Annotated in this window: 27 protein-coding genes and 2 riboswitches; of the genes, 7 read left to right on the top strand and 20 right to left on the bottom strand. The window is 70.8% G+C overall.

All coding sequences use genetic code 11. The annotated features are described in order from the left end of the window. Positions 1 to 81: 81 nt before the first annotated feature. A complete protein-coding gene (locus AACG61_RS15110) occupies positions 82 to 1,116 on the top strand; it encodes a ParA family protein (protein WP_411837923.1) in 1,035 nt (344 codons plus the stop codon). After that, the gene (locus AACG61_RS15105) at positions 1,117 to 1,725 is read left to right on the top strand and encodes a HEPN domain-containing protein (RefSeq protein WP_411837922.1); all 609 of its coding nucleotides are present in this window, start codon (positions 1,117 to 1,119) and stop codon (positions 1,723 to 1,725) included. A 188-nt stretch (positions 1,726 to 1,913) separates the two neighbouring features. Here AACG61_RS15105 and cobF read toward each other — a convergent pair whose 3' ends face one another. The 6 genes from cobF to cbiE form a co-directional block, all read right to left on the bottom strand. Continuing rightward, the gene (cobF, locus tag AACG61_RS15100) at positions 1,914 to 2,642 is read right to left on the bottom strand and encodes a precorrin-6A synthase (deacetylating) (protein ID WP_411837921.1); all 729 of its coding nucleotides are present in this window, start codon (positions 2,640 to 2,642) and stop codon (positions 1,914 to 1,916) included. After that, the gene (locus AACG61_RS15095; RefSeq protein ID WP_411837920.1) at positions 2,639 to 3,304 is read right to left on the bottom strand and encodes an energy-coupling factor ABC transporter permease; all 666 of its coding nucleotides are present in this window, start codon (positions 3,302 to 3,304) and stop codon (positions 2,639 to 2,641) included. The genes cobF and AACG61_RS15095 overlap by 4 nt, the downstream gene beginning before the upstream one ends. 30 nt (positions 3,305 to 3,334) lie before the next feature. Continuing rightward, positions 3,335 to 3,552: riboswitch (cobalamin riboswitch) on the bottom strand. Between the two features lie 20 nt (positions 3,553 to 3,572). Continuing rightward, positions 3,573 to 4,883: a cobyrinate a,c-diamide synthase gene (locus AACG61_RS15090; protein ID WP_411837919.1), complete on the bottom strand. Its 1,311-nt coding sequence runs from the start codon at positions 4,881 to 4,883 to the stop codon at positions 3,573 to 3,575. Continuing rightward, entirely contained in the window at positions 4,880 to 5,647 is a 768-nt protein-coding gene (gene cobM, locus AACG61_RS15085; RefSeq protein ID WP_411837918.1) for a precorrin-4 C(11)-methyltransferase, read from the bottom strand. The genes AACG61_RS15090 and cobM overlap by 4 nt, the downstream gene beginning before the upstream one ends. After that, complete coding sequence (locus AACG61_RS15080; RefSeq protein WP_411837917.1) at positions 5,644 to 5,967, bottom strand: cobalamin biosynthesis protein; 324 nt, start codon at positions 5,965 to 5,967, stop codon at positions 5,644 to 5,646. The genes cobM and AACG61_RS15080 overlap by 4 nt, the downstream gene beginning before the upstream one ends. After that, on the bottom strand, positions 5,949 to 7,145 hold the full coding sequence (gene cbiE / locus AACG61_RS15075; RefSeq protein ID WP_411837916.1) for a precorrin-6y C5,15-methyltransferase (decarboxylating) subunit CbiE: 1,197 nt from the start codon (positions 7,143 to 7,145) through the stop codon (positions 5,949 to 5,951). Before cbiE ends, AACG61_RS15080 begins: the two co-directional genes overlap by 19 nt. Here cbiE and AACG61_RS15070 point away from each other — a divergent pair. Beyond that, entirely contained in the window at positions 7,144 to 7,881 is a 738-nt protein-coding gene (locus AACG61_RS15070) for a cobalt-precorrin-6A reductase (protein WP_411837915.1), read from the top strand. The two genes, cbiE and AACG61_RS15070, sit on opposite strands and share 2 nt — an antisense overlap. On the opposite strand, the gene cobJ is transcribed toward AACG61_RS15070, so the two are convergent. From cobJ to AACG61_RS15035, 7 genes are read right to left on the bottom strand one after another with little or no spacing between them, the layout of a single operon-like run. Next, a complete protein-coding gene (cobJ, locus tag AACG61_RS15065) occupies positions 7,857 to 8,585 on the bottom strand; it encodes a precorrin-3B C(17)-methyltransferase (protein ID WP_411837914.1) in 729 nt (242 codons plus the stop codon). The two genes, AACG61_RS15070 and cobJ, sit on opposite strands and share 25 nt — an antisense overlap. Next, complete coding sequence (gene cobI / locus AACG61_RS15060; protein WP_411839540.1) at positions 8,582 to 9,319, bottom strand: precorrin-2 C(20)-methyltransferase; 738 nt, start codon at positions 9,317 to 9,319, stop codon at positions 8,582 to 8,584. The genes cobJ and cobI overlap by 4 nt, the downstream gene beginning before the upstream one ends. Continuing rightward, entirely contained in the window at positions 9,319 to 9,948 is a 630-nt protein-coding gene (locus tag AACG61_RS15055; RefSeq protein ID WP_411837913.1) for a precorrin-8X methylmutase, read from the bottom strand. Before AACG61_RS15055 ends, cobI begins: the two co-directional genes overlap by 1 nt. Then, complete coding sequence (gene cobG / locus AACG61_RS15050; RefSeq protein ID WP_411837912.1) at positions 9,948 to 11,036, bottom strand: precorrin-3B synthase; 1,089 nt, start codon at positions 11,034 to 11,036, stop codon at positions 9,948 to 9,950. The genes AACG61_RS15055 and cobG overlap by 1 nt, the downstream gene beginning before the upstream one ends. Further along, positions 11,033 to 14,203 (bottom strand): cobaltochelatase subunit CobN, encoded by a 3,171-nt coding sequence (gene cobN / locus AACG61_RS15045; RefSeq protein WP_411837911.1) that lies wholly within the window; start codon positions 14,201 to 14,203, stop codon positions 11,033 to 11,035. The genes cobG and cobN overlap by 4 nt, the downstream gene beginning before the upstream one ends. Further along, entirely contained in the window at positions 14,203 to 15,246 is a 1,044-nt protein-coding gene (cobW, locus tag AACG61_RS15040) for a cobalamin biosynthesis protein CobW (RefSeq protein WP_411837910.1), read from the bottom strand. The genes cobN and cobW overlap by 1 nt, the downstream gene beginning before the upstream one ends. 2 nt (positions 15,247 to 15,248) lie before the next feature. After that, positions 15,249 to 15,614, bottom strand: coding sequence for a DUF1636 family protein (locus tag AACG61_RS15035; protein ID WP_411837909.1), 366 nt, complete (start codon positions 15,612 to 15,614; stop codon positions 15,249 to 15,251). 97 nt (positions 15,615 to 15,711) lie between these two features. Continuing rightward, a riboswitch (cobalamin riboswitch) is annotated at positions 15,712 to 15,926 on the bottom strand. 39 nt (positions 15,927 to 15,965) lie between these two features. Between AACG61_RS15035 and cobO the strand changes: the two genes are divergently transcribed. The 3 genes from cobO to AACG61_RS15020 all read left to right on the top strand — a co-directional run bounded on the left by cobO (position 15,966) and on the right by AACG61_RS15020 (position 18,804). Further along, entirely contained in the window at positions 15,966 to 16,595 is a 630-nt protein-coding gene (cobO, locus tag AACG61_RS15030) for a cob(I)yrinic acid a,c-diamide adenosyltransferase (RefSeq protein ID WP_411837908.1), read from the top strand. Positions 16,596 to 16,677: 82 nt separating this feature from the next. Further along, the gene (gene otsB, locus AACG61_RS15025) at positions 16,678 to 17,418 is read left to right on the top strand and encodes a trehalose-phosphatase (protein ID WP_411837907.1); all 741 of its coding nucleotides are present in this window, start codon (positions 16,678 to 16,680) and stop codon (positions 17,416 to 17,418) included. A 12-nt stretch (positions 17,419 to 17,430) separates the two neighbouring features. After that, the gene (locus AACG61_RS15020) at positions 17,431 to 18,804 is read left to right on the top strand and encodes a trehalose-6-phosphate synthase (protein WP_411837906.1); all 1,374 of its coding nucleotides are present in this window, start codon (positions 17,431 to 17,433) and stop codon (positions 18,802 to 18,804) included. 230 nt (positions 18,805 to 19,034) lie between these two features. Here AACG61_RS15020 and aroQ read toward each other — a convergent pair whose 3' ends face one another. Genes aroQ through AACG61_RS14995 form a run of 5 tightly spaced genes read right to left on the bottom strand, consistent with a single transcriptional unit; the run spans position 19,035 to position 23,607 of the window. Continuing rightward, a complete protein-coding gene (aroQ, locus tag AACG61_RS15015) occupies positions 19,035 to 19,463 on the bottom strand; it encodes a type II 3-dehydroquinate dehydratase (protein WP_411837905.1) in 429 nt (142 codons plus the stop codon). Positions 19,464 to 19,486: 23 nt separating this feature from the next. Continuing rightward, complete coding sequence (locus tag AACG61_RS15010; protein ID WP_411837904.1) at positions 19,487 to 20,962, bottom strand: asparaginase; 1,476 nt, start codon at positions 20,960 to 20,962, stop codon at positions 19,487 to 19,489. 40 nt (positions 20,963 to 21,002) lie between these two features. Beyond that, on the bottom strand, positions 21,003 to 22,052 hold the full coding sequence (locus AACG61_RS15005; RefSeq protein WP_411837903.1) for a histone deacetylase family protein: 1,050 nt from the start codon (positions 22,050 to 22,052) through the stop codon (positions 21,003 to 21,005). Between the two features lie 50 nt (positions 22,053 to 22,102). Further along, the gene (locus AACG61_RS15000) at positions 22,103 to 22,645 is read right to left on the bottom strand and encodes a DUF924 family protein (RefSeq protein WP_411837902.1); all 543 of its coding nucleotides are present in this window, start codon (positions 22,643 to 22,645) and stop codon (positions 22,103 to 22,105) included. Between the two features lie 29 nt (positions 22,646 to 22,674). After that, complete coding sequence (locus AACG61_RS14995; RefSeq protein WP_411837901.1) at positions 22,675 to 23,607, bottom strand: pirin family protein; 933 nt, start codon at positions 23,605 to 23,607, stop codon at positions 22,675 to 22,677. Between the two features lie 155 nt (positions 23,608 to 23,762). Here AACG61_RS14995 and AACG61_RS14990 point away from each other — a divergent pair, with 155 nt between their 5' ends. Then, complete coding sequence (locus AACG61_RS14990) at positions 23,763 to 25,256, top strand: VOC family protein (RefSeq protein WP_411837900.1); 1,494 nt, start codon at positions 23,763 to 23,765, stop codon at positions 25,254 to 25,256. A gap of 59 nt (positions 25,257 to 25,315) precedes the next feature. Here the strand turns inward: AACG61_RS14990 and AACG61_RS14985 are convergent, their stop codons facing one another. Next, on the bottom strand, positions 25,316 to 26,086 hold the full coding sequence (locus tag AACG61_RS14985; RefSeq protein ID WP_411837899.1) for a VOC family protein: 771 nt from the start codon (positions 26,084 to 26,086) through the stop codon (positions 25,316 to 25,318). Continuing rightward, positions 26,083 to 26,634: an NADPH-dependent FMN reductase gene (locus AACG61_RS14980; RefSeq protein ID WP_411837898.1), complete on the bottom strand. Its 552-nt coding sequence runs from the start codon at positions 26,632 to 26,634 to the stop codon at positions 26,083 to 26,085. The genes AACG61_RS14985 and AACG61_RS14980 overlap by 4 nt, the downstream gene beginning before the upstream one ends. Positions 26,635 to 26,639 lie beyond the last annotated feature (5 nt).

Below are 26,639 nucleotides of genomic sequence, written 5' to 3'. Positions count from 1 at the left end.
GCAACGTTCCCGCTCTTGTTCTTCCCGAAGTTTGACTAGCGTATGATGCATTGTGCGCTTTGATGTTTGGAGGCGGGGTCGTTGGCTAGTTACGCATTTTGGAACAATAAGGGTGGTGTTGGCAAAAGTTTCCTCGGGTTCATTGCTTCAACAGAATATGCTCGCCTAAATCCCGATGCTGACGTCTATGTTATTGATCTTTGCCCACAAGGCAATATCTCAGAAACGTTATTGGGCGGCTTCGATATTGAAGCAAAGGCGTTAAATGATCTGACGTCACAAAACCCGAGAAGAACTGTTGCAGGCTATATTGAGGAGAGGCTCAGTAGTCCTTTCCGGATGGTAGACGACATAGATCGTTTCGTCTGCCAGCCGAAGCAGTACAACGCGAAGATACCTGAAAATCTGCTGCTGATTTGCGGAGACAATTTGCTTGAAATATTGTCGGAGGCAATTCGACAAACGTCTCAACTTGCAGTTCCGTTTGATGCTTGGAAACAGGTCATCTCATGGATAGATGACTTGACAAAAGCGTTGCGCAAAAGGAGCGGCGACAGAGATAGCATGTTTATTATTGATTGCAACCCTAGCTTTGCAATCTACACTCAGCTTGGGTTGGTGGCGTCAGAGGGGATTATCGTCCCATTCACCGCCGACGATAGTTCTCGACGAGCGGTGGAGAATGTTATTGCGTTACTCTACGGAGTAGGCGAGAAGCACGTCTCTACTTACGCAAAAATTAGTTTCTCAAGTAAGGCGGTTGACCAAGGTGTTAATCAACCGAAGTTGCACACGTTCGTTTCAAACCGTGTCACACTCTATGACGGAAAGCCTAGCCGCGCATTCCGTGTCGTGGATCAGCGCGTGAAGGATACAGTCGATAGAATACATAGGAAGCATCGTAGTTTTTACGCGGTGCCGAAAGAGAAGCCGAGCACTGGTTTCGTGCAGATCCCGGATTACCACAGTGCCAGCGTTTTTGCGGCGACCACTGGTACGCCTATTCATCAGGTTACTCCAGGCCCGAAGAATCTTGACGGGGAGCGACTGCAGCTCAACAGCGAACCCTTAGAACGGTACCGGCATGCACTCAGCGAGTTTGTTGGACGGCTTTAGATGTCAAGTCTCGCGCACGCTGCTTTCAGCGACGCACTGCGGCTTGGTCGCACCTTGCAATCTGCTGCTCATGACGTGCGAACGCGTCCCATCTCCCACCAGCGTAAAAGCGATTTCCTTCATGCGTCCCTCGCCGCTTACGTAGCTGCATGGGACAGCTACGTGAACGCGGTCGTGCGTGAATTTTTGAAAGAAACGTCTAATACTTTGGACAGCGATTTTTCCGCGCGGTCTGGGCTGCTGTTAGATTTCGTCGAAGCCGCCTTGAATCGCTTCAACACCCCTAATTCGGATAATACGCGCCGCCTTTTAATTCAGTGCACGGGATATGATCCGATCGGTGATTGGGTTTGGCATGAGAGAGGTCTATCCGGTCTAGATACTCGAAATTTTCTTGATCAAATACTGAAAGTGCGCCACAGTTTCGCACATGGCTTTGCGCTTCCGTCTTTCGACTGGACGAAAACTCCAAAGGGTAAGCTGAGACTAAATAAATCTTCTTTGGAAGTGGTGGAAAAATTTTTCATCTTCCTGGTCGACGTTATAGACCAGCGGCTCAGTAGCCACGGCCGAAACACCTACGTAAACCACAATCTTTGGGGTTATTAATCCACCCAAGAACCTATGGGTTTTACCATTATATCCCGGTCCGATTTATCATCTCTTCTAGCAGAGCCTTCCTCTCGCTCTCTCTTTCTGATACCGCGGAGTCCCTCCATCCGCACCCCCGCTCCGAGGTCCGAGGGGGAACGCAGCAGCTCCTCGCCCTTGCCTGTCAGCGCCGCTGCCCCCGAAGCTCAGGCGATGCGCGCCAGCAGGTAGCAGTCCATGATCCAACCATGCGCGGCGCGGGCGGCGGTGCGGGTGGTGTCGATGCGGGGGGCGGCCTCGGTCAGGGGGCCGTGGTCCAGGCGCTCCTGGGGCATGCCCAGATAGGCGCCCCACCAGATGTGGAGGCCCTCGGGCGGCAGCGTCGCGAAGGCGCAGCCGCCGTCCAGCATCACCACCGCGCGGTCGCAGTCCGGGGGCCAGCCGCCTTCGCGCAGCTGGCGGCCGGTGGTGATGCGGACCTCTCCGCCAAGGGCGTTCAGGGGGATGGCATGTGCCGCGCACAGCGCCTGGATCGCCGTGATGCCGGGGATCACCCGCGGCCGCCAGTCCAGCCGTGCCGCGATCCGCAGGCTGCTGTCATAGAGCGACGGATCGCCCCAGACCAGCATCGCGACCCTGCCGCCCCGCGGCAGGTCCACGGCCTGCGCCCAGGCCGCGGCGATGGCGTCGTGCCAGGCCTCGACCCCGTCCAGATAGGGCAGGGACGGGTCGCGGCGGGGCAGGTCGACCTCGACAACCGCGCCGTCGGGGCGGTGGCGGGCCAGCATCGCGTGGCGCAGATGGGCCAGGTCCTCCTTGCCCGCGCCCTTGCGGGGGATCAGGACCAGGTCGGCCTCCTGCAGCGCGCGGACGCCCTGCAGGGTCAGGTGGTCGGGATGGCCGGTGCCCGCCCCGATCAGCACCAGCTCGATCATGCGTAGAGACGCGGCGTCACCAGCCCGCTGCCGCGCAGGCCGCGCGCTGCCTTGGCGCCCGCCAGCACCGCCAGATCGACCAGCGGCTCCAGCGCCAGGACCAGCATGTAGGCCGCGCCGAAGGACAGCACCCCCGACAGGGCCTCGACCCCCTGGCCGTAGAAGGCCCAGAACGCGACCCAAGCCACGATGCCGCCCTGATAGGCCGCCGACAGCGCCAGCGCCTGGCCATAGCGCAGGTCCACATAGGCCGTGCCCGGCGCGATGATCCGCCGCGCCACCGCCTGCAGCGCAAACAGCGGCACCAGAAGCGTCGTCACGTTCATCCCGTATTGCGGCAGATCGAAAGGTGCGAAGACCAGCCCCTGGATCAGCAGGCCAAGCGCCAGCCCGGTCGCCGCGGGCGCGGCCCCCAGGATCAGGAACAGGGTCGAGCCGAGGATCAGGTGCACCTCGGACACGCCCACGGGCCAGGTCGGCAGGACCTGGAAGAACACCAGCGTCGCCGCCGTGGCCATCGCCGCGCGCGCGGCCAGCGATGCGGCGCCCTGGGCGCGCAGATCGCCCGCCGCCTGTTTCAGCGCATGGAGGCCGACCGTCGCGGCGGTCGCATAGCTGAGGATGATCTTGGCGCCGGTCACGACGCCTTCTTCGATATGCATGTCACTCTCCTGTGGCCGTCCACCCGACGGCATGGATCTGCCTGACATGGCCGGTCTCCTGGCTTGCGGGTCAGGGCGCGGCGTCGGCCTTCCCGGATCGCTCCAGTGGCCATGGGTGACGCTCGCTCTCCGCATACAGTCGCGGGGGCGGCCGGGGCTTCGGGTGCCGCGATTGGGTCCACCCTTCCCCGTTCCCGATGAAGCCCGACGCTGAGCGTCTGACGGGCACCATGCAGGGCTTCAGCTAGACGGGAAGCGCCCGCCCGCGTCAAGCCGACGCAGGCGCGATGAGGTGAAAGAAGGTGCCGCTGACCAGGCCGCTGCGGCTGCCGGTTTCGGGGACCTCGGCGCCGGTCGCATCGGTCACGCGGGCCAGGGGCGCATCGGGCTGGGACAGGATCGAGGCATAGTGGAATTCATGCCCCCGCAGCGCCACCCGGCCCAGGCCGGGCAGGGCCGTCAGCGGTTCGGCGCGGCGGTATCCCAGATGCATGCCGCGCTTGGCATAGCTGGTTTCAAGGCCCAGCAGCCCCAGCATCGGGTGGCGCACGCCATCGGCATCCACCAGACCGGCCCCAAGCGCCATGTAGCCGCCGCATTCCCCATGCACCGGCCGCGTGCCCGCAAAGCGGTGCATGGCCGTGCGGAACCCGTCGCAGGCGGCCAGCCGGGGCGCGTGCAGCTCTGGGTATCCGCCCGGCAACCAGCAGCAGTCGGCGCTGTCATCCGGCCCCTCATCCGCCAGTGGCGAGAACGGCAGGATCGTGGCCCCGGCGCGCCGCCACGCCTCCAGCACATGCGGATAGACGAAGCTGAAGGCCGCGTCGCGGGCCAGCGCGATCCGCCCGCCGGGGGGCGTCAGCGGGCGCGGCGCGGGCGCCTCGGGCAGGGCGCGATGGGCGGCGGCGGCGATGATCGCCTCCAGGTCGCAATGCGCCGCGATGAAATCGCCCGCATGGTCCAGGATCGCTTGCAGGCCCGCCGTCTCCTCGGCCTGGATCAGGCCCAGATGGCGCTCGGGCAGGGTGATGTTGCCCTGCCGCGGCAGGCTGCCCAGCACCCGGATGCCCGCCTGCGTCATCCCCTCACGGATCAGCCGGTCATGGCGCGGCGAGGCCACGCGATTCAGCACCACCCCCGCAAAGGGCAGGTCGGGGCGCAGCGTGGCAAAGCCCCGCGCCGTGGCCGCCGCCGACTGTGCCTGCCCGCCGACATCCAGGATCAGCACCACCGGCCAGCCCATCATGTGGGCGATCTCGGCGCTGGAGCCGATGCCGGTCTCTCCCTTCGTCGCGACCCCGTCGAACAGGCCCATCGACCCCTCGGCCAAGACCAGGTCGGCGGGCGGCTGGCCGGTCGCATGGGCGATCAGCCGCCCCGGCTCCATCGCCCAGGCATCCAGGTTGAAGCTGGCCCGCCCCGAGGCCGCCAGGTGAAACCCCGGATCAATGTAATCCGGGCCCGACTTGAAGGGCTGCACCGTGAGCCCGCGCCTGCGCAAAGCGGTCAGCAGGCCCAGCATCAGCATCGTCTTGCCCGTCCCCGATGCGGGTGCCGAGATCATCAAGCCCGGCGTCATTCCGGAAACCTCGGTGCGTCGCCCACGGGGCGATAGCGGCGGTCGTAATCGGCGGCGTAAAGGCGGCTGTCCTCGAACCCCTCGCCCGCCAGCGCGGGCCCGACCAGGATCAGCGCGGTGCGCTCGATGCCTTGCGCGTCCACCGTGGCCAGGGTCGCGCGGATCACCCGCTGGTCCGGCCAGCTGGCCCGCCAGACGACCGCCACCGGGCAGTCCGGCCCGTAATGCGGCGTCAGATCGGCCACGACCTGATCCAGCGCATGGATCGACAGGTGGATCGCCAGCGTCGCCCCGGTCGCGGCAAAGGCCGCCAGCGTCTCGCCCTCGGGCATGGTCGAGGCGCGCCCCGGCGTGCGGGTCAGCACCACGGATTGCGCAAGGCCCGGCAGGGTCAGCTCAGCCTGCAGCGCGGCGGCGGCGGCGGCGAATGACGGCACGCCCGGCGTCACGTCGAAGGGAATGTCCAGCGCCCGCAGACTGCGGATCTGTTCGCCCATCGCGGACCAGACCGACAAGTCGCCCGAATGCAGCCGCGCCACGTCCTGGCCCGCGGCATGGGCGGCGGCGATCTCCTCCATGATCCGGTCAAGCGACAGGGGCGCGGTGTTCACGATCCGCGCCCCGGGCGGGCAGTGGGCCAACAGCGCGGCAGGCACCAGCGACCCGGCATAAAGGCAGACCGGGCAGGCCGCGATCAGGTCGCGGCCGCGCAGGGTGATCAGGTCGGGCGCGCCGGGGCCTGCGCCGATGAAATGGACGGTCATGGAACCTCTGCGATGGCGATGGTGACGGGACCGAAGGTCCGGCGCGGATGGGTCAGGCGGCCGCCCGCGGCGATGGCCGCGGCCTCGGCCACCGATCCGGTGTCGAAGGCGGCCAGGATGCGGACGGATTGCGTGGGCGTGGCGATGCCCGCCACCGCGACCAGATGCAGCGGCAGGCCGCACGCATGGGCCAGCGGGCGCAGTTCGGGTGCACGTTCCGGGGCGGTGGCCAGCGCGTCCGCCCCGCCTGCGGCCTCCAGCGCGGCCAACAGCGCGGGCAGGGGCGTGCCGGGGCGGCAGCCTATTCCGGCGATGCGCATGTGACACTCCATTGCACGATCGGGCGGGCGGGGGTCCAGCCGCGCATCCGGCCCAGGGGGGCGGCCTCGGCGATGTCGATGCGCAGTAGGCGACCGCCGTGATCGGCGTGCCAACGGGTCAGCAGCGATTCCGTCTCCAGTGTCACGGCATTGGCGACCAGCCGCGCGCCGGGGGGCAGGCGGGCCCACAGCGCCTCCAGCAGCGCCTGCGACGCCCCGCCGCCGACAAAGACCGCATCGGGCGTGCCGGGCGGCAGCGCCTCGGGGGCCGACCCTTCAAGCACCGTGATCCGCCCGCCCAGGCCGAAGGCATCGACATTGGCGCGGATGGTGGCAATGCGGTCCGCGCGCGGCTCGACCGTCACGGCGCGGCCCCCGGCCAGCGCCCATTCCACCGCGACCGAGCCCGAACCGCCGCCAATGTCCCACAGCACCTCTCCCACGCGCGGGGCCAGCGCCGCCAGCGTCAGCGCGCGGATGGGCGATTTGGTGATCTGCCCGTCATGGGTGAACAGCGCATCCGCCCTGCCCGGCACTGCGGGCAGACCGAAGCCGCGCGGCAGGTCCGCCCCGTCGATGGCCACCGCCACCAGCGCCGCGCAGGTCAGCACGAACCCATCGGCGCGGGTGGTGCGCACCCGTTCGGACGGCCCGCCAAGACGCTCCAGCACCGTCAGCCGCGCGGCCCCCGCGCCCGCGGCGACCAGCCAATCGGCCAGCGCGGCGGGCGCGTCGCCGTCGCGCAGCGTCGCGATGATCCGGCAGCCGCGCGCCAGATGCGGGCGCAGCCGCGCGAAGGGCGCGGCATGCAGGCCCAGGGTCGCGGTGTCCTCCAACCGCCAGCCAAGGCGTGCGGCGGCCAGCGACAGCACCCCCGGCGCGGGAAGGGCGCGCCATTCGTGGCGCTCCAGCACGGAGGCGATGCCGCCCCCCGCGCCGCACCAGAACGGATCGCCCGAGACCAGCGCCGCCACCCGCCGCCCGCGCAGCGCCAGAAGCGGCGCCAGATCGAAGGGCACCGGCCAGGCCCGGCCCCGTGCGCCCACACCCGCCAGCGCCAGGTGGCGCGGGCCGCCAAAGACGATCTCGGCCGCCGCCAGCGCGCGCAGGCTTGTGCCGGGCAGGCCGTCCGGTCCATCTTCGGTGATCCCGATGATCGTCAGCCAGGGATCAGACATGCGACGCATCCTGCTGCTGGGCGGCACGAGTGAGGCCAGCCGCCTGGCCGCCCTTCTGGCCCGCGCCGGTGTCGCGGCGGTCTTCTCCTATGCCGGACGGACCGAGGCGCCCATCGTCCAGCCCCTGCCCACCCGGATCGGCGGCTTCGGCGGGGCCGAGGGGATGGCGCGATACCTGCGGGACCAGGAAATCGGCGCGGTGGTCGATGCGACCCATCCCTTCGCAGTTCAGATCAGCCGCAACGCGGATGCCGCCTGCCGCGCGGCGGGCGTGCCCATGCTGATGCTGCGCCGCCCCGCCTGGCCGGTCGATCCCGGCTGGAGGCGCGTTCCCGACATCGCGGGCGCGGTCGCGGCCTTGCCCCGCGCGCCTACCGGCGTCTTTCTGGCCATCGGCAAGCAGACCCTGGCGCCCTTTGCCGCCCTGCCGCATCGCTGGCTGCTGCGGTTGGTCGATGCGCCCGATGCGCCCCCCTTGCCCGGCGCGCAGGTTGTGCTGGCGCGCGGCCCCTTCACGGTCGCGGGCGATCGGGCGCTGATGCAGGCGCATGGCATCACCCATCTGGTCGCCAAGAACAGCGGCGGCGCGGGGGCCAGCGCAAAGTTGGACGCGGCGCGTGATCTGGGCGTGCGGGTCGTGTTGATCGACCGACCGGCCGTGCCGGACCGGCCGCAGGTCGCCACGCCGGAACAGGCGCTGGACTGGCTGCATCAGACCGCCCCCCGCGGGGTATAGACCCACCGGCCCACGCGCCGTGTGGCGCGGTTGCCGACCAGCACGACGGTGCGCATGTCAGCCATGTCGGGCGTGGCCTCCTCCAGCGTGACCACGCGCAGCGCCTCGTCCGGCGTGGTGACGGCGCGGGCAAAGATCATCAGGCGTTCGGGTTCGCATTCCTCGCGCAGCACCTCCAGCACGCGGGCGAAGCCTGCGGGCCGGCTGGCCGAGCGCGGGTTGTAGAAGGCCATCGCGAAATCGCCTTGCGCCGCGTGGCGCAGGCGGTGCTCGATCAGCGCCATGGGTTTGAGGTTGTCCGACAGGTTGATCGCGCAGAAATCATGGCCCAAAGGCGCGCCCGCCCGCGCCGCCGCCGCCAGCATCGCGGTGATGCCGGGCAGGATGCGGATGTCGGGATCGCCGCCCGCCCCCTCCAACGCCTCGAACAGCGCGGAGGCCATGGCGAAGACGCCCGGATCGCCCGAGGAGACGATCACCACCCGCCCGCCCTGCGCCGCCAGCGACAGGGCATGGCGGGCGCGGTCCAGCTCCACCCGGTTGTCGGATGCATGCAGGGTCAGGCCGGGCCGCGCCGCCACCCGCGCGACATAGGGGATATAGCCGATCACGTCGGTCGCCTGATCCAGCGCGGCGGCGACTTCGGGCGTCACCATGGCGTCCGACCCCGGTCCCAGCCCCGCGACGGCGATCCAGCTGCTCATTCCGCCACCCGCGCCATGGGGCGCCGCCCGTGACCATGGACCAGCAGGATCGCGAAGTAGGGGCAGTCGTCATCGGCCACCTCGCGCAGCGGCTGGATGCGCTCGCCGGGCATGGTGCCGCGCTCGATCAGCCAGGCATCCGCCAGACGTCCGGAGGCCGCCAGCGCGCGGCGCAGCTTGGGCAGGTTGCGGCCGGTCTTCATCACCACCAGCGCGTCGCTGCCCTGCATGTGGCGGATCAGGTCCGCCTCGGGCAGGGTGCCCATCAGCACGGTCAGCACGTCGTCGCCCCATGTCATCGGCTGGCCCACCGCGTTCCAGCAGCCGACCATGCCGGGGATGCCGGGGATCACCTCGACCTCGACCAGACCGGCCAGGCGCACCTGCAGATGCATGAAGCTGCCATAGAGGAACGGATCGCCCTCGCACAGGACCACCACGTCGTCGGTCTGGGCCAGCTGCGCCAGACGCGCGGCCCAGAGGTCATAGAACCCCGCCAGCGCGTCGTTGTAGTCGGGATGATCGAAGGGGATTTCGGTCGTGACCGGGTATTCCATCGGATATTCGACCGCATCCGGGGCCAGCATCCCCTGGACGATGCGCCGCGCCTGACCCGGGCGGCCGGGCTTCCTGAAATAGGCGACGTGGCGCGCGCCGCGCACCGCCCTGTCGGCCCGGACCGAGATCAGGTCCGGATCGCCCGGCCCCAGACCTGCGCAGATGATGCGTCCCATCATTCCCTCCGGCTGGCCAGCGCGTTGATCGCGGCGACGGTGATGGCCGACCCGCCCAGCCTGCCGTGCACGACGACCGACGGCGCGGGCAGCGCGGCCATCAGCGCGTCCTTCGACTCCGCCGCGCCGACGAAGCCCACGGGACAGCCGATGATCGCGGCGGGGCGGGGGCAGGCGGGGTCCTCCAGCATGTTCAGCAGGTGAAACAGCGCGGTCGGCGCATTGCCGATGGCCACCACCGCCCCCGCCAGATGCGGCCGCCACAGCTCCAGCGCGGCGGCGCTGCGGGTGTTGCCCATGTCGCGCGCCATGTCCGGCACACGCGGGTCGCGCAGGGTGCAGATCACGGCATTGTCGGCGGGCAGGCGGGTGCGGGTCACGCCCTCGCTGACCATATGCGCGTCGCAGAGGATCGGCGCACCGCCAGCCAGCGCCGCGCGGGCGGCGGTCGCCATGCCGGGGGTAAAGGCCACGTCGCGTTCCAGCCCCACCAGGCCCGCTGCATGGATCATGCGGACGACGACGGGTTCCTCGTCCGCGTCGAAACGCGCCAGATCGGCCTCGGCCCGGATGGTGGCGAAGGACTGGCGATAGATCGCGGCGCCGTCCCTTTCGTAGTCATGGGGCATCACAGAACCTTCGGCAGTTGATCGGGGTGCAGGCCGCGCAGGGCGGCAGGGTCATGGGCGCGGCCATGGCGGATCAGGTCGAACCCCTCGGGCGTCGCGGTCAGCGTGAGGTCGGCGGCGCGCGGCCAGCCGCAGCCCTTGGCGCAGCCGCTGACATGCAGCACCGCATCCGGCGGGATCAGCGGCGCCAGCGCCCGCGCCAGGGGGCGCGTCGCGGCCCGTCCCTGCGGGCAGGCGGGCGCGCCGGGACAGGCGCGCAGACGGTTGCGCGGATCGCGGGGGTCCAGGATCAGCCCCTCCAGCGCGGGCAGGTGGCGGACCCCCTCGACCAGCAGCATCCGCCACGGCGTCAGGCGCAGCGGTGCCAGGCGCCCAAGGCGGCGCAGCGTGTCGGGGGTGATCTGGCCGAATTCCAGCGCGACCAGCAGGCCTTGCGGATGCGGACCCGGCTGCGGCGGCGCGGCGGGCCGGGGGGCGGGCAGGGTGGCGCCGGGGGGCTGCACCCGCGCGGTCAATGCGGCCATGCGCCCCCGCCCGTCGGGCGCGCCGCCCTGATCCAGGAACCAGCCGGCCAGCGCCAGCGCGTCCTGTGGCCCGTGATAGGGTGCGGCGCGGTCCATGCCGTCGGCGCGGAGCGTCGGGCCTGCCTCGATGCGGATATCGGCGGGGTCGCGGGTCAGCACCGGCGCGGGACCGGTATCGACCGCAAAACCGAACTTGGCGGGCAGGGCCAGGTCGCTGGCCGCCAGCGCCGCCGCCAGATCGGCGGCCAGCGCATCGGCCACGGCATCCGCAAAGGGCGTGACCAGGATGTTGCGGCGCGTCTCGATGGCGATGTCGGGGTCGATCAGGCCGTGCGGGCGCAGCGCCATGATCAGCGGCGCATGGGTCGCGGGCGTGACGCCGCGCAGCTGCAGGTTGGCGCGGCCGGTCAGTTCGATCACGCCGTTGCCGTGGGTCTGGGCGGCATCGGCGATGGCTTGGGCCTGGGCTGCGTCCAGACGCCCGCCGGGGGGGCGGATGCGCACCACCCACCCGTCGCCGGACTCCATCGGCTGCAGCGCGCCGGGGCACCAGCCGCGGATCATGACAGCCCCGCCGCGATGGAGTTGCGCCGCGTGACCCACAGGCCGGCGTCGTGCAGCCGCTGGAACAGATCGCGCATCGCGGCCAGGGCGGCGGGGTTGGCCTGTTCCATGAAATCCACGACCTCGGGGCGGCCCAAGGTCGCCTGATGATAAAGGTCGAACAGATGCGCGGGCACCGCGCCTGCCAGATGGGCAAAGGCCGCCATGTGGTCCAGCGTCGCCGCGATCTCGGCCGCGCCCCGGTATCCATGTGCGGTCATCGCATCGGCCCAGGCCGGATCGGCGGCACGCGAGCGGGTGGTGCGGGCAATCTCCTCGGTCAGGGTCCGGGCGCGGGGGCGGTCGGGTTGCGTGGCGTCCAGATGGTACAGGCTGGCCCGGCCGCCGATCCGCGCCATGGCGGCAGCAAAGCCCCCTTCATGCGCGGCATAGTCGGCGGCCAGCAGCAGGTCGGTTTCCGGCAGGTCCTGAGCATGAACGAAACTGTCGGTCGCAGCCAGCCGCGCCTCCAGCGCGTCGCGGGCCTCATGGCTGGCGCCATCCGCCCCGATGGCCCAGCTGGAGGCCGCGATCCAGGCCTCGCCCGCGGCCTGACGCGCGGCATCGGTGAAGTCCATGGGCGCGGTGCCCATGCCCAGCCCGTATTGCCCGGGCTGCGGGCCGAAGACCCGTGCGCCCCCGGCATAGGGGTTCTGATCCGCCGCCTCGTCCCGCGCCGCCAATGTCGCGGCCCCGGTCTGAAACAACTGTGCCAGCACCGGGAACACGTCACGGAACAGGCCCGACACGCGCAGCGTCACGTCGATGCGCGGGCGGCCCAGCAGGGCCAGCGGCACGACCTCGACGCCCGAGACGCGGCCGGACCCGGCATCCCAGACCGGCTTCAGCCCGGCCAGATGCAGGGCCATGGCGAATTCCTCTCCGGCGGTGCGCATGGTCGCGCTGCCCCAGAGGTCCACGACCAGCCCGCGCGGCCAGTCGCCATGGTCCTGCAGGTGACGGCGCAGCAGCTCCTCGGCCAGCTTCACCCCCTGCGCATGGGCCGACGGCGTGGGCACGGCACGTGGGTCCACGCTGTAGAGGTTGCGCCCCGTGGGCATCACGTCCGACCGCCCCCGGTTGGGCGAACCCGACGGCCCCGGCGCAACGAAGCGCCCGGCCAGCGCCGCCATCAGCCCGTCGCGTTCGGCCTGGCCGCAGGCGCCGCTGCCCCAGACATGCAGCCCCTCTCCGTACTGGCTTTCCTTGATGTCGCAGACGAAGCGGTCGATGCGGGTGATCGCCTCGGCGGCGCTGGCCTCAAAGGGGATGCCCAGATCGGCCTCGACCCCAAGGGCGCGCGCCTCCTCCCGGATCGCGGCGATCAGGCGGTCGCGGCGCGCCGGGTCCAGCCCGTCGGCGGTGGAATATTCGTCCAAGCTGCGCTCCAGCCCGGTCATGCCGGGAGGCAGGGCGGCCTCCCGCATGGGCGGCGGCATGTGGCCCAGGGTCACCGCCCCGATGCGGCGTTTCGCCTGCGCGGCCTCGCCCGGATCGTTGACGATGAAGGGATAGATCACCGGCATCGCCCCCAGCAGCGCCTGCGGCCAGCAGTCGCCCGACAGCGCCACCGCCTTGCCCGGCAGCCATTCCAGCGTGCCATGCGCGCCCATGTGGATCAGTCTGTCGGGTGCCTGCTGCGCCAGCCACAGATAGAAGGCGACATAGGCATGGCGCGGCACGCGGGTCAGGTCGTGATAGCTGTCCTCGCGCCCGGCGCGGTGGCTGCGCTCGGGCTGCAATGCCAGGATCACCGGGCCGTGCAGGCTGGCGCGCAGGTGGAAGGCGCCGCCCTGGCAATCAGGATCGGACTCGGGTGGCCCCCAGGCTGCGTGCAGGTCCTCCTGCAGCGCCTGCGGCAGGCGGGCCAGCGCCGCACGGTAGTCGTCCAGCGGCCAGGCGACGGTGCCCTCCGGCAGCGCGGGCAGGTCCGTGCCCAGCATCGCCCCCACCGCCTGCGCGGATGCCGGCGCGTCCAGCCCGACGGCATGGGCCTGTTGCCAATCGCGGCCCGGATAGGTGGAGAGAACAATCGCCACCCGGCCCGCCCCTTGCGCCAGCGCGTGCCAGGCGGCGATGCGGTCGACGGCCCGGGCCAGCATCGGGGCATCGGGCCGGTGCACGAAGCGCGAATACTGCAGGTCCGGGTCGCGCGGGCTGACCGCCTTGAAGCTGATGAGGCCCGCGAAGATGCGTCCGTCGACCTCGGGCAGGACGACATTCATCGCCAGGTCCGACGGCGACAGCCCGCGTTCGGCCGCCAGCCAGTCGCGGCGGCGGTTGGTGGACAGGGCCACCTGGAACACCGGGCAGGACCAGTCGTCGAACGGACCCGCGTTCCCCCCGGAAAACCCGGTCGCGTTCACGACCAGCGCAGGCCCGCCCGGCAGGGCATCGGCCAGCCAGTCGCCCAGGCCCGGCGCCTTGAGCGACGGAGCAAAGACGCCCATCGCCGCGATGCCCCGCGTCCGCAACGCCCGGATCAGCGCGTCGATGGGCGCCACATCCGCCGCCGCCAGCCAGCTGCGATAGAAGATGACCAGCGCCGCGACCGGGCCCGGGTCGGCGACCACCCCCCGGTCGGGGTCGTAGAACCCCATCGCGGGCAGGGTCTTGACCCCCGGCACGGGCGCGGCCTGCAGGCCCGATGCGACGGCCATCTGCGCCAGCGCCGCCTGCGCCGCGACCGCGCCGCCCTGATCGCAATGCCGCCGCAGCACGCGCAGGACCGAGGGGGGAACGGTCGAGATCTCCTCCAGCCGCGGATCGTCGCGGCCGTCCGCGGGCAGCACGGCCAGCGCGATGCCGCGCCTGCGCGCCAGGTCCTGGACCGATGCCAGGCCATAGGGCCAGTAAGCCTCGCCGCCGATCAACCGGATCAGGATGCCGCGCGCGCCCGACAGGGTGTTCTCGACATAGGTGTCGACCGAGACCGGGTGCCGCAGCGCCACCAGGTTGCACAGCCGCGTGGGCGGCAGCCCCCCCGCCGCGCGCCGCCAGCCTTCCGCAAAGGCCCCCAGGTCGCTGTCCGAAAAGGACAGGACCACCAGATCGCCGGGGGTCTGCCCGGGATCGTAGGGGGTGTCGGTCTGCTCCAGCCCGACCTGTTCGCGGAAGATGACATGCATCAGGCGGGGACACCCTCCAGCACGGCGCGGATCGCGTCGGGGTTCACGTCATCATGCTCCGCGATCACCACCAGGCGCGAGCGGCGCGGGGTCTGGCCCCAGGGGCGGTCGTACTGGTGACGCACCCGGGCGCCCACGGCCTGCACCAGAAGGCGCATGGGCTTGCCCGCGACGGCCACATGACCCTTGACGCGCAGCACGTTCTGCTCGGCGGCCAGACGGGCGATGCGGGCGGCCAGATCGGCCGGGTCGGTGATCTCGGGCAGCTCGATCACGACGGTGTCGAAATCCTCGTGCTCGTGGTCGTCGGCGCCGTCGTGATGGCTGGGGCGGGCGTCCAGGTCGTCCTCGGCGGCCTTGCCCAGGCCCAGGATCAGGCGCGGATCGACCGCGCCCTCGGTCACGGTCAGGATGGGCAGGGGGCGGGGCAGCTCGGCCTCGATCGCCGACCGTGCCGCTGCGACGCCCTCCGACCCGGCCAGATCGGCCTTGGTCAGCAGGATGACATCGGCGCAGGCGATCTGATCCTCGAAAACCTCGGACAGGGGCGTCTCATGGTCCAGGCTGGGGTCGGCGGCGCGCTGCGCGTCCACCGCCGCCACGTCGGGGGCAAAGCGGCCAGCCGCCACGGCCTCGGCATCGGCCAGGGCGATCACCCCGTCCACGGTGATGCGCGAGCGGATGGCGGGCCAGTCGAAGGCCTTGAGCAGCGGTTTCGGCAGCGCCAGCCCCGAGGTCTCGATCAGGATGTGGTCCGGGCGGGCGGGCAGCACCATCAGCGCCTCCAGCGTGGGGATGAAGTCGTCGGCCACGGTGCAGCAGATGCAGCCGTTCGACAGCTCGACGATGTTCTCGGCCGGGCAGGCGGCATCGGCGCAACCCTTGAGGATGTCGCCATCCACGCCCATCGTGCCGAATTCGTTCACGATCACCGCCAGGCGCAGCCCCTGGGGATTGGCCATCAGATGGCGCACGAGGGTCGTCTTGCCCGAGCCCAGAAAGCCGGTGATCACGGTGACGGGGGTCTTCACAAGGTCGGTCATGGTCACTCCTGCGACAGGGTATGCGGGGGGATGCGGGCAAGGCTCTGCTTGCGGAAGATGGCGGGGCGTTCGCGCCAGGGCACGATGCCGTCGCCGCTGGCGGCATAGGCGCGGGCGCCCTGGATGATCTCGGCGGCGTCGGCGGGGGTCAGGCGGCCATAGACATAGGACCAGCAGCCCGGCGCCGACAGCGCCACGGCGCAGCCCTGCGAACAGGCCGACAGGCATTCGACGGGGCGCACCTGCACGCCCTCCGGCGCGGCGTCGGACAGGATGCCATGCAGGATCGCGCCGGGGCGCGGGGCATCGGGACCTGCGGCGGGGTCGATCCCGCGGCAGGTGGTGCAGACATGCAGAACGGCGCGCATCGCGGCCCCTTCATCCGTTATGGCGGCGAGGGGCATCCGAAAGGAGACGGCACGGGGCATCCGGCCATCACCTGCCGGTCGCGAAACACCCCGTCCGCCCGTCATCATCGGTGCTGGCAGGTCTCCCGGCTTGCGGATTCAGGGTCTCCCCAACGGTCGTCCCACCTTCCCAGCCCCGCGGGGCCAGTGGATCGGGCGACCTTTCCGGTCACGGTCGCGGGGGCGGCTGCGCTTGGGGTCCGACATTCGGCGGACCTTGTCGCATTCCCTCTTCGCCTGTCATAGACAGGAACCAACACCCGCCCAACCAACCCGCGCGCCCGCCCTTTGTCAACCGCCAGGAGCGACCCGATGACGCAGACCGACCCGATCGCCGCCGAGGATCTGGCCCGCCACGCCCAGAAGATGGCCCGCAAGAAGGCCGCGCGCGACCGCATGATGCAGACCCGGACCGGAGAGAAGGGCCTGATCATCGTCCATACCGGGCCGGGCAAGGGCAAGTCGTCGTCGGGCTTCGGGATGATCATGCGCTGCGTCGCCCATGGCATGCCCTGCGCGGTGGTGCAGTTCATCAAGGGCGCGTGGGACACCGGCGAACGGCGCCTGCTGACCACGCATTTCGCCGATCTGTGCCAGTTCCACGCCATGGGCGAGGGCTTCACCTGGGAGACGCAGGACAAGGCCCGCGACATCGCCGCCGCCGAGGCGGGCTGGGCGCGCGCGCAGGCGCTGATCCGCGACCCGGCCATCCGCATGGTCCTGCTGGACGAGATCAACATCGCCTTCCGCTACGGCTATCTGGACGTGGCGCAGGTGCTGGCCTTCCTGGAGGCCGAGAAGCCGCCCATGACCCATGTCGTCCTGACCGGCCGCGGCGCCCCCGAGGCGCTGGTCGAGGCGGCCGATCTGGTGACCGAGATGACCCAGGTCAAGCACCCGTTCCGCGCCGGCATCAAGGCCCAGGCCGGGGTCGAGTTCTGATCCCGGACCGCGGGTGCGCGGGAAAAAACTCGCGTTCCCGTGAACCCGTGCGGCATCCGGGGGTTGTGTTGCGACATCCATCATGGAGAGACGCCGCCGCATGACCCTGCCGCATCTGCCGCCCGACGCCGCCCTGTTCCTGGATTTCGACGGCTGCCTGGTCGAGATCGCCCCCAGACCGGATGCCGTGGTGGTGACGCAGGCCCTGCGCGACCGGCTGGCGGCGCTGACGCGGCGGCAGGGTGGCGCGGTGGCGCTGATCTCGGGGCGCGACGTGGCCGACCTGCGCGGCCATCTGGGCGGGTTCGAGGGCATCATCGCGGGCAGCCACGGGTCCGAGTTGTCGCTGTCGCCCGGGAGGATTGAGCTGCTGCACGGCGCGGCCTTCGACGTGGCGGCGCTGCATGCCGCCGCCCATGACCGCGCCGGCCCCCATCCCGGCCTTCTGGTCGAGGAGAAGCCGCATGGCGTCGCGCTGCATTATCGGGACGCGCCCGACCTGCGCGGCTATGTCGAGGCGGTGATGGACGATCTGGCCCGCGCGCATCCGCATCTGATGCTGCAACCCGCCAAGATGGCGCTGGAGCTGCGCCCCGCGGGCGTCGGCAAGGACAGCGCCATGGCGCATCTGATGGGCCTGCCGCCCTTCGCGGGCCGCATGCCGGTCTTCGCGGGCGACGACACCACCGACGAACCCGCCATGGCCGAGGTCCAGTCCCGCGGAGGCTTCGCCATCAAGATCGGCGACGGGCCGACCGCCGCCGCCCACCGCCTGCCCGACCCGGCCGCCCTGGCCGCCTGGCTGGACGCCCACCTGACCTGAGGACCGCCCCCGATGCCTGCCCAATCCCGCCTGATCGTCGTGTCGAACCGCCTGCCTCTGGGTGACGACCCATCGGGCGGGCTGGTCGTCGCGCTGCAGGACGCGCTGAGCGGATCGGACGGCCTGTGGATCGGGTTCTCGGGGCAGGTGACCGACGATCCGGCCCCCGAGCTGCAGGACCATCCCGGCGCGGCCTTCGCGCGCATGTCCTTCGACCTGACGCCGCAGCAGCACGAGGAATATTACCTCGGCTATGCGAACTCGATCCTCTGGCCGCTGTGCCACGGGCGGCCCAACCTGATGCTGATCCGGCCGGAATACCTGGACGGCTATGCGGGCGTGAACGCGATGATCGCGCGGATGATCGTGCCGCATCTGCGTCCCGGAGACCGGATCTGGGTGCAGGATTACCACCTGTTCCCGCTGGCGGCCGAACTGCGCGCCCTGGGGGTGCGGAATCCGATCGGGCATTTCCTGCACATCCCCTTTCCCGGGCCCGCCGATTGCGCGGCCCTGCCGAACCCCGCGCAGCTGTTCGACTGGCTGTCGCATTACGACCTCTTGGGCTTTCAGGCCGAACGCGATCTGGGCGCCTTCGCGGAAAGCGCGCGCCAGCTGGCCGATGGAGAGCAGACCGGCCCCGACCGGTACCGGCTGTCGGGACGCGACGTGCGCTGCCGGGTCTTTCCCATCGGCATCGACGCGCGGTCCTTCATGGAGGAGGCGGCCGAGGCCCCCGACAGCGACCGCATGCGCATGCTGACCGGCGCGCGCATGATGATCGGGGTGGACCGGCTGGACTATTCCAAGGGCATCCCGCAACGGTTCCGCGCCTATCAGCTGCTGCTGGAGAAGATCCCCGACCTGCACGAGAAGATCAGCTTCCTGCAGATCGCGCCCCCCACGCGCGGCGCGGTCGAGGCCTATCAGACCATCCGCGAGGAGACCGAGCATCTGGCCGGGCGCATCAACGGTCAGTTCGCGACGCTGAACTGGACGCCGATCCGCTTCATCCACCGGCCCTTTCCGCGCACGGTCCTGGCCGGGCTGTATCGTCAGGCCCGCATCGGCCTGGTCACGCCGCTGGCCGACGGGATGAACCTGGTGGCCAAGGAGTTCGTCGCGGCCCAGGACCCCGACGATCCGGGCGTGCTGATCCTGTCGCGCTTTGCCGGCGCGGCCGAGACGATGGAGCAGGCGCTGATCATCAACCCGCACGACCCGAACGACCTGGCGGTCGCGATGGCGCAGGCCATGCGCATGTCGCAATCCGAACGCCGCGCGCGTCACGCAGCCCTGCTGGAGGGGGTGGTGACGCAGGACGTGGCCTGGTGGTCGCGCACCTATCTGGACGCGCTGACAGGCGAGGGCGAATCACCGGAGTGACGCATCGCCGCCCGCCCCGCGGGCAGGCGGCGCCGGATCTGCCCGCAAAGCGGGCATCGCGCGTCCCGCCCCGCCGCCCGCGCCGCATCGCCGTGACAGGCGGCCATGCCGGGCGCAGGATGAGGTCAGGGCGTCCTCTTCCCGAGCATCCCCCCGACCCGGTCACGGGTCTTCACGGAACGCGCCGGGCCCTGCCGCATCCTCCTCCCTGCGGCCGGGTCCGGCGCATCTCAGCCGATCAGCGCCGCGACATGGCGCAGGGCGGCGGCGTAACCCTCCAGCCCCAGACCCGCGATCACCCCGTCCGCCCGGTGCGAGACGTAGGAGTGGTGGCGGAACGCCTCGCGCTTGTGGATCTGGCTGATATGCACCTCGATCACCGGGCCGTCGAAGGCGTTCAGCGCATCCAGCACCGCAACCGAGGTATGGCTCAGCGCGGCGGGGTTGATGACGATGGCGGCGGCCTCATGGCGCGCCTCGTGGATCCAGTCCACGATCTGCCCTTCCCAGTTCGACTGCAGGAAGCGGATGTCGTGCGGGCGGGCGGCCTCGATGCACAGCGCTTCCAGATCGGCCAGCGTGGCCCGGCCATAGACCTCGGGCTGGCGCTGGCCCAGCAGGTTCAGGTTGGGACCGTTCAGGACATGGATCAGGGGCATGGGGCGGTTCCTCCTCGGGGGGATCAGCAGGGCAGCACGGTCGCGTCCGGCAGGCGCCGCGCCGGGTCGATCAGGCGCAGCGCGGGCGGCTGGGCGGTCAGCAGCGCGAGGGCATCGGGCGCGGCGGGCGCGGACCACAGCGCGGTGCCGCAGGGCGCGGTCAGCACCAGCCGCCCGCCCGTCCGGCGCAGCAGCCCCGGTCCGGGGGCCTGCCAGAGCACCCGGTCGCCATCGGTCAGGCGCGGGCCGGCATCGGGGTCGTTCCACAGCCGCACCGGGCCGTCCGCGGCCTCCAGCGCCTCTCCGGGCAGCAGCGTGCCGCTCAGCCGGTCGCGCGCCGTGCATTCGCCCGCCAGGCTGCGCCGCATCAGCGCGGCCAGCGTGGCGCGGTCCCACCCGTGGTGGTCCGCCGCCGCCGACAGCACCGCAAGCTTGGCCAGGGCCGCCACGGGCGTCATGTCGCCCAGGGGGATGGCGCCGGTCGCCGCGATCCAGGCCCCGGCGGCATAGTCGAAGGCACCCACCTGACCGCCGATCGCGCGGCTGGCGATCAGCACCGGCACGGTGGCGCGGGCCAGTGCGCGGGCCATGGTGCCGGTGCCCGCGGCATCGACGCCCTGCGGGATGTTGCCTGCGCCGAACCCCTCCAGGATCAGCCCGGTCGCGCCCCGCGCCAGCGCGGCCTCGACCAGACCGGCCATCACGCCCGGCGCGGCGGGCACCATGGGGATCTGCACGATGCGCTGATCGTCGATGCGGGCCGCGACGGCGGCCAGTTGATCCGCGACCAGCGCCCGCGCGCCCGGCGCATCCAGCGCCAGATCGGGGACGGCCGGACCATCCAGCGCCGCGGCCGGGCCGGGATGCGTGCCGATGCCCACCTGCGCCAGCGGCGGCAGGTGCGGGCTGTCGAAGGCCGCGAAACCGGTCGTCGAGACCTTCAGCGCGCGGGTTCCCCGCATCAGCCGCCCGTCGAAGAACAGCCCCACCTCGGGCAGGCGCAGCCGCAGCGCCCTGAGCGCGCCGGTCAGGTTCGCCTGCGCGTCGCTGCCCGCGTTCAGGACCAGCCCGTCGGGCGTCTCGCGGAACAGCGGCAGCTGCGATCCGGTCAGGATGACCGGCTTCGACAGCGTTGCCCGCGCCAGGCCCAGACCGTCCCGGACCCCCAGCAGCATGGCCAGCGCCGCGGCGCTGTAATCCATCGTGTCGGTGCCGTGCAGGATCACGAAGCCGTCGTGATCGGCATGGAGGTCCAGCACCCGCGCCGCGATCCGGCACCAGTCCGAGGGGCGCAGGTCGGTGCTGTCCAGCAGCCCCGGCCCGCTGTCCGAGAACCGCAGCCCGGTGTCGAAGGTCAGCGCGCAGCCCGGCAGCGCCGCCTCCAGCGCGGGGACCAGCAGGCGGCGCGCGGCTTGGGCGAAGCGGTCGGAGGGCATGGGCGCCAGCGGCTGGCCCGCGCAGCTGATCGTGCCGCCGGTGTTGATGATGCAGATGCGCATGGCCGCCCCCCCGTTGACCGGATGCCCCGCTGTTACCCGCTCAGCCCCGCCCGTTCCAGTCCCGGCCCTGCCAGCCGCGCAGGAAGGCGGCCAGGTTGTGGGTCAGGTCCTCGGAGAGATAGCCGCCCTCCTGCACGATGACGGTGGGCAGGCCCAGGGCGCGGATGCGCGCGGCGGCCCGGGCAAAGCCCGGCGTCGTGACGGTCAGCCCGCGGAAGGGGTCGTTCTCATGCGCGTCCAGACCCAGGGCCAGGACCAGCGCCCCGGCCCCGTGACCGCGCACTCGCTCCAGCGCGCGGTCGATCGCGTCCAGCCAGGGCGCGTCGCCCGACCCGAGCGGCAGCGGCAGGTTCAGGTTGAACCCCTCTCCGGCACCCGTCCCGGTCTCATGCGCGTGGCCCAGGTAGAAGGGATAGAAGGCGTCGGGATCGGCATGGACCGACAGCGTCAGCACATCGGCGCGGTCATAAAAGATCTCCTGCGTGCCGTTGCCGTGATGCACGTCGATGTCCAGCACCGCCACGCGGTCATGCGCCGCGCGCAGCGCCTCCGCCGCGATGGCCGAATTGTTCAGGAAGCAGTGCCCCGCCGCCGTGTCGGCATCGGCGTGATGCCCCGGCGGACGGCACAGCGCATAGGCCGCCCCCGCGCCCTGCATCACCGCCGCCACCGCCGCCAGCGCGGTGTCCACCCCGCGCAGCGCCGCGGCCCAGGTGTGCCGTCCCAGGGGACAGCCCGTATCGGCCATGTGCCAGCCCGCCCGCCCGGTGATCCCGGAGGGATAGGTCTGATGGGCCTTCTGCGGATGCAGGTTCGCCACGACCTCGGGGCCGGCGCCCGGGGCCTGCTGCCATTCCTCCCATGCCGTCTCCAGAAAGCGCAGATAGCGCGGGGTGTGGATGCGGTGCATGGCGGCGCGGTCCGTCACCGGCGCGTCCTGCACCGTCAGCCCGGCCGCGGCGATGCCGTCCAGCAGGCGCCGGGCGCGTTCGGCGGTCTCCTTGTTGGGCAGGGGCACGCCCCGCAGCATCCAGAACTGCGGGTCATGTGCGTCGGTGTCGGGTGCATGAAAGCAGGGCAGGTCGGTCATGCCCCGCAGGCTAGGCGGGCGCGGCGCGCCGGGCAAGGGGCCCGCGCCGCTCAGAAGCCCTTGTGGGTCTTCAGGAACTCGGCCTCCTCGGGGGTGCTGTCGCGGCCCAGGATGGCGTTGCGATGCGGAAAGCGGCCGAAGCGGGCGACGATGTCGCGGTGATCGCGGGCGAAGCGCAGCGAATTGGCGTCGCCCAGCTGTTCGTAGAGCGCGACCGAGCGCTCCTGATCTGCCAGGTCCTCGCTGTGCATGAAGGGCAGGTAGAAGAACTGCCGCCGGTCGGGCGTCTGGCCCGCGTCATGGCCCATCTCCAGCGCGCTGCGCGCATGGGCCAGCGCGATGTCGTTCGATTCAAAGCTGCGCGGCCCGCCGCGATGGATGTTGCGCGGGAACTGGTCCAGCACGATGATCAGCGCCAGCGCGCTGTCGGGCGCGCCGATCCAGTCGTCCAGCCGGCCGGCATGCGCCTCCTCATAGGTCTCGGAGAAGCGGGCGGCGATCTCCTTGTCGATGCTGTCGGACTTGGCGAACCAATAGGGGCGCATCTCGTCCGAGAACCAGAATTCCAGCACGTCGTGGGGGGTCTTGGGCATGGGGGTCTCCGTCGGTGTCCGGTGCGGGCTCAGGGCAGGGGGATGAAGTCGTCGCGGTCGGTCGGCGGCAGGTCGAACCGGCCCTGCCCCCAACGCGCCTCGCGCCATTCGCGTTTCGCCTCCTCGATCCGCTCGCGCGAGGAGGCGACGAAGTTCCACCAGATGTGGCGCGGCCCCTCCAGCGTCGACCCGCCGAGCGCCATCAGCCGCGCGCCCCGGTCGCCCGCCTGCACGGTGATCCGGTCGCCGGGGCGGAACACCATCATCTGCCCGGCCTGATACTCCTGCCCGGCGATGCCGACGCTGCCCTCGGTGATGTAGAGGCCGCGATCCTCGTGGTTGTCGGGCAGCGGAAAGCGCGCCCGCGCCGCCAGCGTCACGTCCATATAGAAGGTCTCGGAATGCATCGTGGCCGGGGCGCGCTCGCCATAGGCGTCGCCCAGGATCAGCCGCGCGGTGATGCCCTGGTCGCGGATCTCGGGCAGGGCGTCGGCGGCGTGATGTTCGAAGCTGGGGGCGATGTCCTCGGCCTTTTCGGGCAGGGCGATCCAGGTCTGGATGCCCAGGAGGCTGCTGGGACCGGCGCGCACCGCCTCGGGGCTGCGTTCGGAATGGGTGACGCCGCGCCCCGCCACCATCCAGTTCAGCGCGCCGGGCGTGATGATCTGGTCGGCCCCGGTGCTGTCGCGATGCTGGAAGCTGCCGCGATAGAGATAGGTCACCGTGCCCAGCCCGATATGGGGATGCGGGCGCACGTCGATGCCCTGATCGGTCAGGAACTCGGCCGGGCCCATCTGGTCGAAGAAGATGAACGGCCCGACCATCTGGCGTTTCGGCGCGGGCAGGGCGCGGCGCACCTCGAACCCGCCCAGATCGCGGGCGCGGGGGATGATCAGCGTCTCGATGGCGTCGGGGCCGATCTCGTCGGGGCAGCCGGGGGTCAGGGCGGGGTTCCAGCTCATGGCACGGGTTCTCCTGTGGGTTGCCGAAGGGTGGTCCTTCGCGCGGCCTCGGGCAAGCCCGCCGTCGTTCGCGCGGGCCGAACGCCGGGTTGCGACCGGACCCCGTGGCGCCGAACGCCGCCGCTGTGCATCTTGGTGCGCGAAAGGAGGTCGCCATGACGGGACTTCATCACGTGACGGCCATCACGCGCGACGTGCAGGCCAATGTCGATTACTGGGCGGGCTTTCTGGGCCTGTCCCTGGTCAAGCAGGTGGCGGGGTTCGAGGACGCGCGCCAGCTGCACCTGTTCTATGGCGATGCGGCGGGCCGCCCCGGCACGCTGGTCAGCTTCCTGGTCTGGCAGGACGGCGCGCCCGGCCGCGTGGGCCATGGCCAGCCGGCCGAGATCGCGCTGGCCATCCCGCGCGGCCGGATCGGCGACTGGCTGACCCGCGCGCTGCAGCATGGCCTGTCGGTGCAGGGGCCGCTGCGCGAGTTCGGTGCCCCGGTCCTGCGCCTGCGCGACCCGGACGGGATCATCGTCAAGCTGGTCGGCACCGACCTGCCCGATGCGGGCTGGCCTGCCCCGCCGCAGGGCCTGTCCGGCGTGACGCTGTGGAGCGGCGACGCCGCCGCCAGCGCGGCCTTCCTTGCCCGCTTCGGCTATGCGCCGCAGGGGACGGAGGGCGGCGTGACGCGGCTGGCCTCGGGACGCGACGTGATCGACATCCGCGACGCGGTGGGCTTCGTGCCGGGCATTCCGGGCACCGGGACCATCGACCATGTCGCCCTGCGCGTGCCCGACACCGCAGCCCTTCAGGCGCATCGCGCGGTGCTGTCGGACACGGTGATGCACGACCGGCTGTACTTCGCCTCGCTCTATGTCCGCGATCCGGCGGGGCTGCTGGTGGAGCTGGCGACCGACGGCCCCGGCATGACCGTGGACGAACCGGCGGACGCCCTGGGCCGCAGCCTGCGGATGCCGCCGCACATGACCGACGACATCGACCTGCGGCTGCAGCTGCCGCAATTCGCCCTGCCGGGCGAGGAAAGGAGACCCATGCGCGACCTGCCCTTCATCCACCGCATCCACGCCCCCGAGGATGCCGACGGATCGACCCTCATGCTGCTGCACGGCACCGGCGGGTCCGAGACCGACCTGATGCCGCTGGCGCATCGCATCGCCCCGCGCGCGACCCTTCTGGGCCTGCGCGGCCGCTCGACCGAGGAGGGGGTGGCGCGGTTCTTCCGCCGCCTGTCCACGGCGCGCTTCGATCAGGCCGACATCTGGTCCGAGGCCGCGGCCTTTGCCGCCTTTTGGGAAGGGGCGGTGGCGGCCTATGACCTGGACCCGGCGCGGCTGACGGTGCTGGGATACTCCAACGGCGCGAACTTCGCGGGGGCGGTCATGGGGCTTCATCCGGGTCTGATCCGGCGCGCGATCCTGATGCGGCCAATGCTGGCGCTGGACCCCGTTCCCGCAGCGGATCTGACCGGCACGCGCGTGCTGACGATGCAGGGCGCGCGCGACCCCTACCGCCCCCATGCGCCGGCGCTGAACGATTGGCTGGTGGCCAGCGGGGCCGATCTGGACGCGCGGGTGATCGCCGCGGGGCATGAGCTGTCGCAGGACGACCTGGATGCGGCGCAGGGCTGGATGGCCACCTGATCCGCGATGAAAAATGCCCGCCTCCACAGGATGTGGGGGCGGGCACACTTGGTACTGGATTACCCGGCCTGAACGTCGGCGGCGGTGAAGCGGTTTCCCCACGGATCGACGATCTCGCTGTCGCGGCGAAACTGTTGCTGCAGTGCAACATATCGCAGGCCGGTCCGGCCCTCGGGACGCAGGCCCGCACCGCGGCTGTTCCAGACATTCGCGGCGAGGTTATGGTGATAGCCGTCCCATCCGTACCACGCCCCGCCGGGCGCTTCGAAGGTGCGCGTCAGGTCCAGATCGCCGGTCAGGACGCCATGCGCCTGATCCAGATCGCCCACCTGCAGATGCACATGGCCCACGACCGACCCGTCGGGCGCGCCCCGCCAGGGGGCATCCGCCGCCGCGGCCAGGTCGGCCATGTCCAGCCGTTCGGTCGTCATCAGGATGCGGGCGCCGTCGCGGGTCCAGTCGGCCGCCGGGCGGTCGCGATAGATCTCGATGCCGTTGCCCTCGGGATCGTCCAGATACAGCGCCTCGCTGACGCCGTGATCCGAGGCGCCGGTCAGCCGGACGCCGGTCTCGGCCGCATGACGCAGCCAAGCCCCCAGATCGGCGCGGTCCGGCAGCAGGAAGGCGGTGTGGAACAGCCCCGCGTCGCGCCTATCCGCGGGCCGCGCGGCCGGGTCCGCGATCAGGCGCAGCAGCACGTGCCCGCCCGCGCCCAGATCCTGCACCGTCCCGTCGCCCGACAGCGGCCGAAGCCCGATCGCGTCGCGATAGAACCGCGTCATGGCGGGCAGGTCGCGCACCGTCAGCGCGACATGGGCGATGCCGTTCATGGCCGCCCCCCGATGGAGGCGGCAAAGCCCGCGATGAAATCGGCCAGCCTGGCGCGGGTGGCTTCGTCGGTCAGCCGGCCCTGCGCGTCGAACAGCCCGCCCGCGCGCGAGACCATCAGCCGCCCCTCGAACCAGGGCCGCATGGCCAGGCTGCGCAGCACCGGCAGCCAGTGCGACTGCGCATGCGCCGTGCCGAAGGCCCCGGGCGAGGCGCCGATGACCGCGACCGGCTTGCCCCGGAACCGCTCCAGCCCCGGGCCGCGCGACATCCAGTCCAGCGTGTTTTTCAGCACGCCCGGCACGCCGTTGTTGTATTCCGGCGTGACCAGCAAGAGCCCGTCCGCCGCGGCCAGCGCATCGGTCAGCGCGGTGACGGCGGCCGGGATGCCGCTCTCGGCCTCCAGGTCGCCGTCATAGACCGGCACGCCGCGGATGTCGCCGATCCGCAGCGTGACGCCGGGGGGCGCCAGCTGCGCCCCCGCGCGCAGGAGCGCGGTGTTGAGGGAAGCACGGCGCAGGCTGCCGGACAGTCCGAGGATCGTGGTCATCGCAT

It is taken from the genome of Paracoccus sp. ME4 (assembly GCF_046736325.1).
Lineage (GTDB): Bacteria > Pseudomonadota > Alphaproteobacteria > Rhodobacterales > Rhodobacteraceae > Paracoccus.
This window is presented reverse-complemented; position numbering and strand designations above follow the sequence as displayed.

What these genes read in the sequence shown, in the direction of transcription:
- AACG61_RS15000 (WP_411837902.1), bottom strand. Translation starts at nt 22,645, where the DNA reads ATGCCCAAGACCCCCCACGACGTGCTGGAATTCTGGTTCTCGGACGAG.
- AACG61_RS14995 (WP_411837901.1), bottom strand. Translation starts at nt 23,607, where the DNA reads ATGAGCTGGAACCCCGCCCTGACCCCCGGCTGCCCCGACGAGATCGGC.
- AACG61_RS15055 (WP_411837913.1), bottom strand. Translation starts at nt 9,948, where the DNA reads ATGCCCCATGACTACGAAAGGGACGGCGCCGCGATCTATCGCCAGTCC.
- AACG61_RS15105 (WP_411837922.1), top strand. Translation starts at nt 1,117, where the DNA reads ATGTCAAGTCTCGCGCACGCTGCTTTCAGCGACGCACTGCGGCTTGGT.
- aroQ (WP_411837905.1), bottom strand. Translation starts at nt 19,463, where the DNA reads ATGCCCCTGATCCATGTCCTGAACGGTCCCAACCTGAACCTGCTGGGC.
- AACG61_RS15095 (WP_411837920.1), bottom strand. Translation starts at nt 3,304, where the DNA reads ATGCATATCGAAGAAGGCGTCGTGACCGGCGCCAAGATCATCCTCAGC.
- AACG61_RS15020 (WP_411837906.1), top strand. Translation starts at nt 17,431, where the DNA reads ATGCCTGCCCAATCCCGCCTGATCGTCGTGTCGAACCGCCTGCCTCTG.
- AACG61_RS15090 (WP_411837919.1), bottom strand. Translation starts at nt 4,883, where the DNA reads ATGACGCCGGGCTTGATGATCTCGGCACCCGCATCGGGGACGGGCAAG.
- AACG61_RS14990 (WP_411837900.1), top strand. Translation starts at nt 23,763, where the DNA reads ATGACGGGACTTCATCACGTGACGGCCATCACGCGCGACGTGCAGGCC.
- cobF (WP_411837921.1), bottom strand. Translation starts at nt 2,642, where the DNA reads ATGATCGAGCTGGTGCTGATCGGGGCGGGCACCGGCCATCCCGACCAC.
- AACG61_RS15035 (WP_411837909.1), bottom strand. Translation starts at nt 15,614, where the DNA reads ATGCGCGCCGTTCTGCATGTCTGCACCACCTGCCGCGGGATCGACCCC.
- AACG61_RS14980 (WP_411837898.1), bottom strand. Translation starts at nt 26,634, where the DNA reads ATGACCACGATCCTCGGACTGTCCGGCAGCCTGCGCCGTGCTTCCCTC.
- AACG61_RS15080 (WP_411837917.1), bottom strand. Translation starts at nt 5,967, where the DNA reads ATGCGCATCGCCGGAATAGGCTGCCGCCCCGGCACGCCCCTGCCCGCG.
- cobN (WP_411837911.1), bottom strand. Translation starts at nt 14,203, where the DNA reads ATGCATGTCATCTTCCGCGAACAGGTCGGGCTGGAGCAGACCGACACC.
- cobW (WP_411837910.1), bottom strand. Translation starts at nt 15,246, where the DNA reads ATGACCGACCTTGTGAAGACCCCCGTCACCGTGATCACCGGCTTTCTG.
- cobM (WP_411837918.1), bottom strand. Translation starts at nt 5,647, where the DNA reads ATGACCGTCCATTTCATCGGCGCAGGCCCCGGCGCGCCCGACCTGATC.
- AACG61_RS15070 (WP_411837915.1), top strand. Translation starts at nt 7,144, where the DNA reads ATGCGACGCATCCTGCTGCTGGGCGGCACGAGTGAGGCCAGCCGCCTG.
- cobG (WP_411837912.1), bottom strand. Translation starts at nt 11,036, where the DNA reads ATGATCCGCGGCTGGTGCCCCGGCGCGCTGCAGCCGATGGAGTCCGGC.
- otsB (WP_411837907.1), top strand. Translation starts at nt 16,678, where the DNA reads ATGGAGAGACGCCGCCGCATGACCCTGCCGCATCTGCCGCCCGACGCC.
- cobO (WP_411837908.1), top strand. Translation starts at nt 15,966, where the DNA reads ATGACGCAGACCGACCCGATCGCCGCCGAGGATCTGGCCCGCCACGCC.
- cobJ (WP_411837914.1), bottom strand. Translation starts at nt 8,585, where the DNA reads ATGAGCAGCTGGATCGCCGTCGCGGGGCTGGGACCGGGGTCGGACGCC.
- AACG61_RS14985 (WP_411837899.1), bottom strand. Translation starts at nt 26,086, where the DNA reads ATGAACGGCATCGCCCATGTCGCGCTGACGGTGCGCGACCTGCCCGCC.
- cbiE (WP_411837916.1), bottom strand. Translation starts at nt 7,145, where the DNA reads ATGTCTGATCCCTGGCTGACGATCATCGGGATCACCGAAGATGGACCG.
- cobI (WP_411839540.1), bottom strand. Translation starts at nt 9,319, where the DNA reads ATGGGACGCATCATCTGCGCAGGTCTGGGGCCGGGCGATCCGGACCTG.
- AACG61_RS15005 (WP_411837903.1), bottom strand. Translation starts at nt 22,052, where the DNA reads ATGACCGACCTGCCCTGCTTTCATGCACCCGACACCGACGCACATGAC.
- AACG61_RS15010 (WP_411837904.1), bottom strand. Translation starts at nt 20,962, where the DNA reads ATGCGCATCTGCATCATCAACACCGGCGGCACGATCAGCTGCGCGGGC.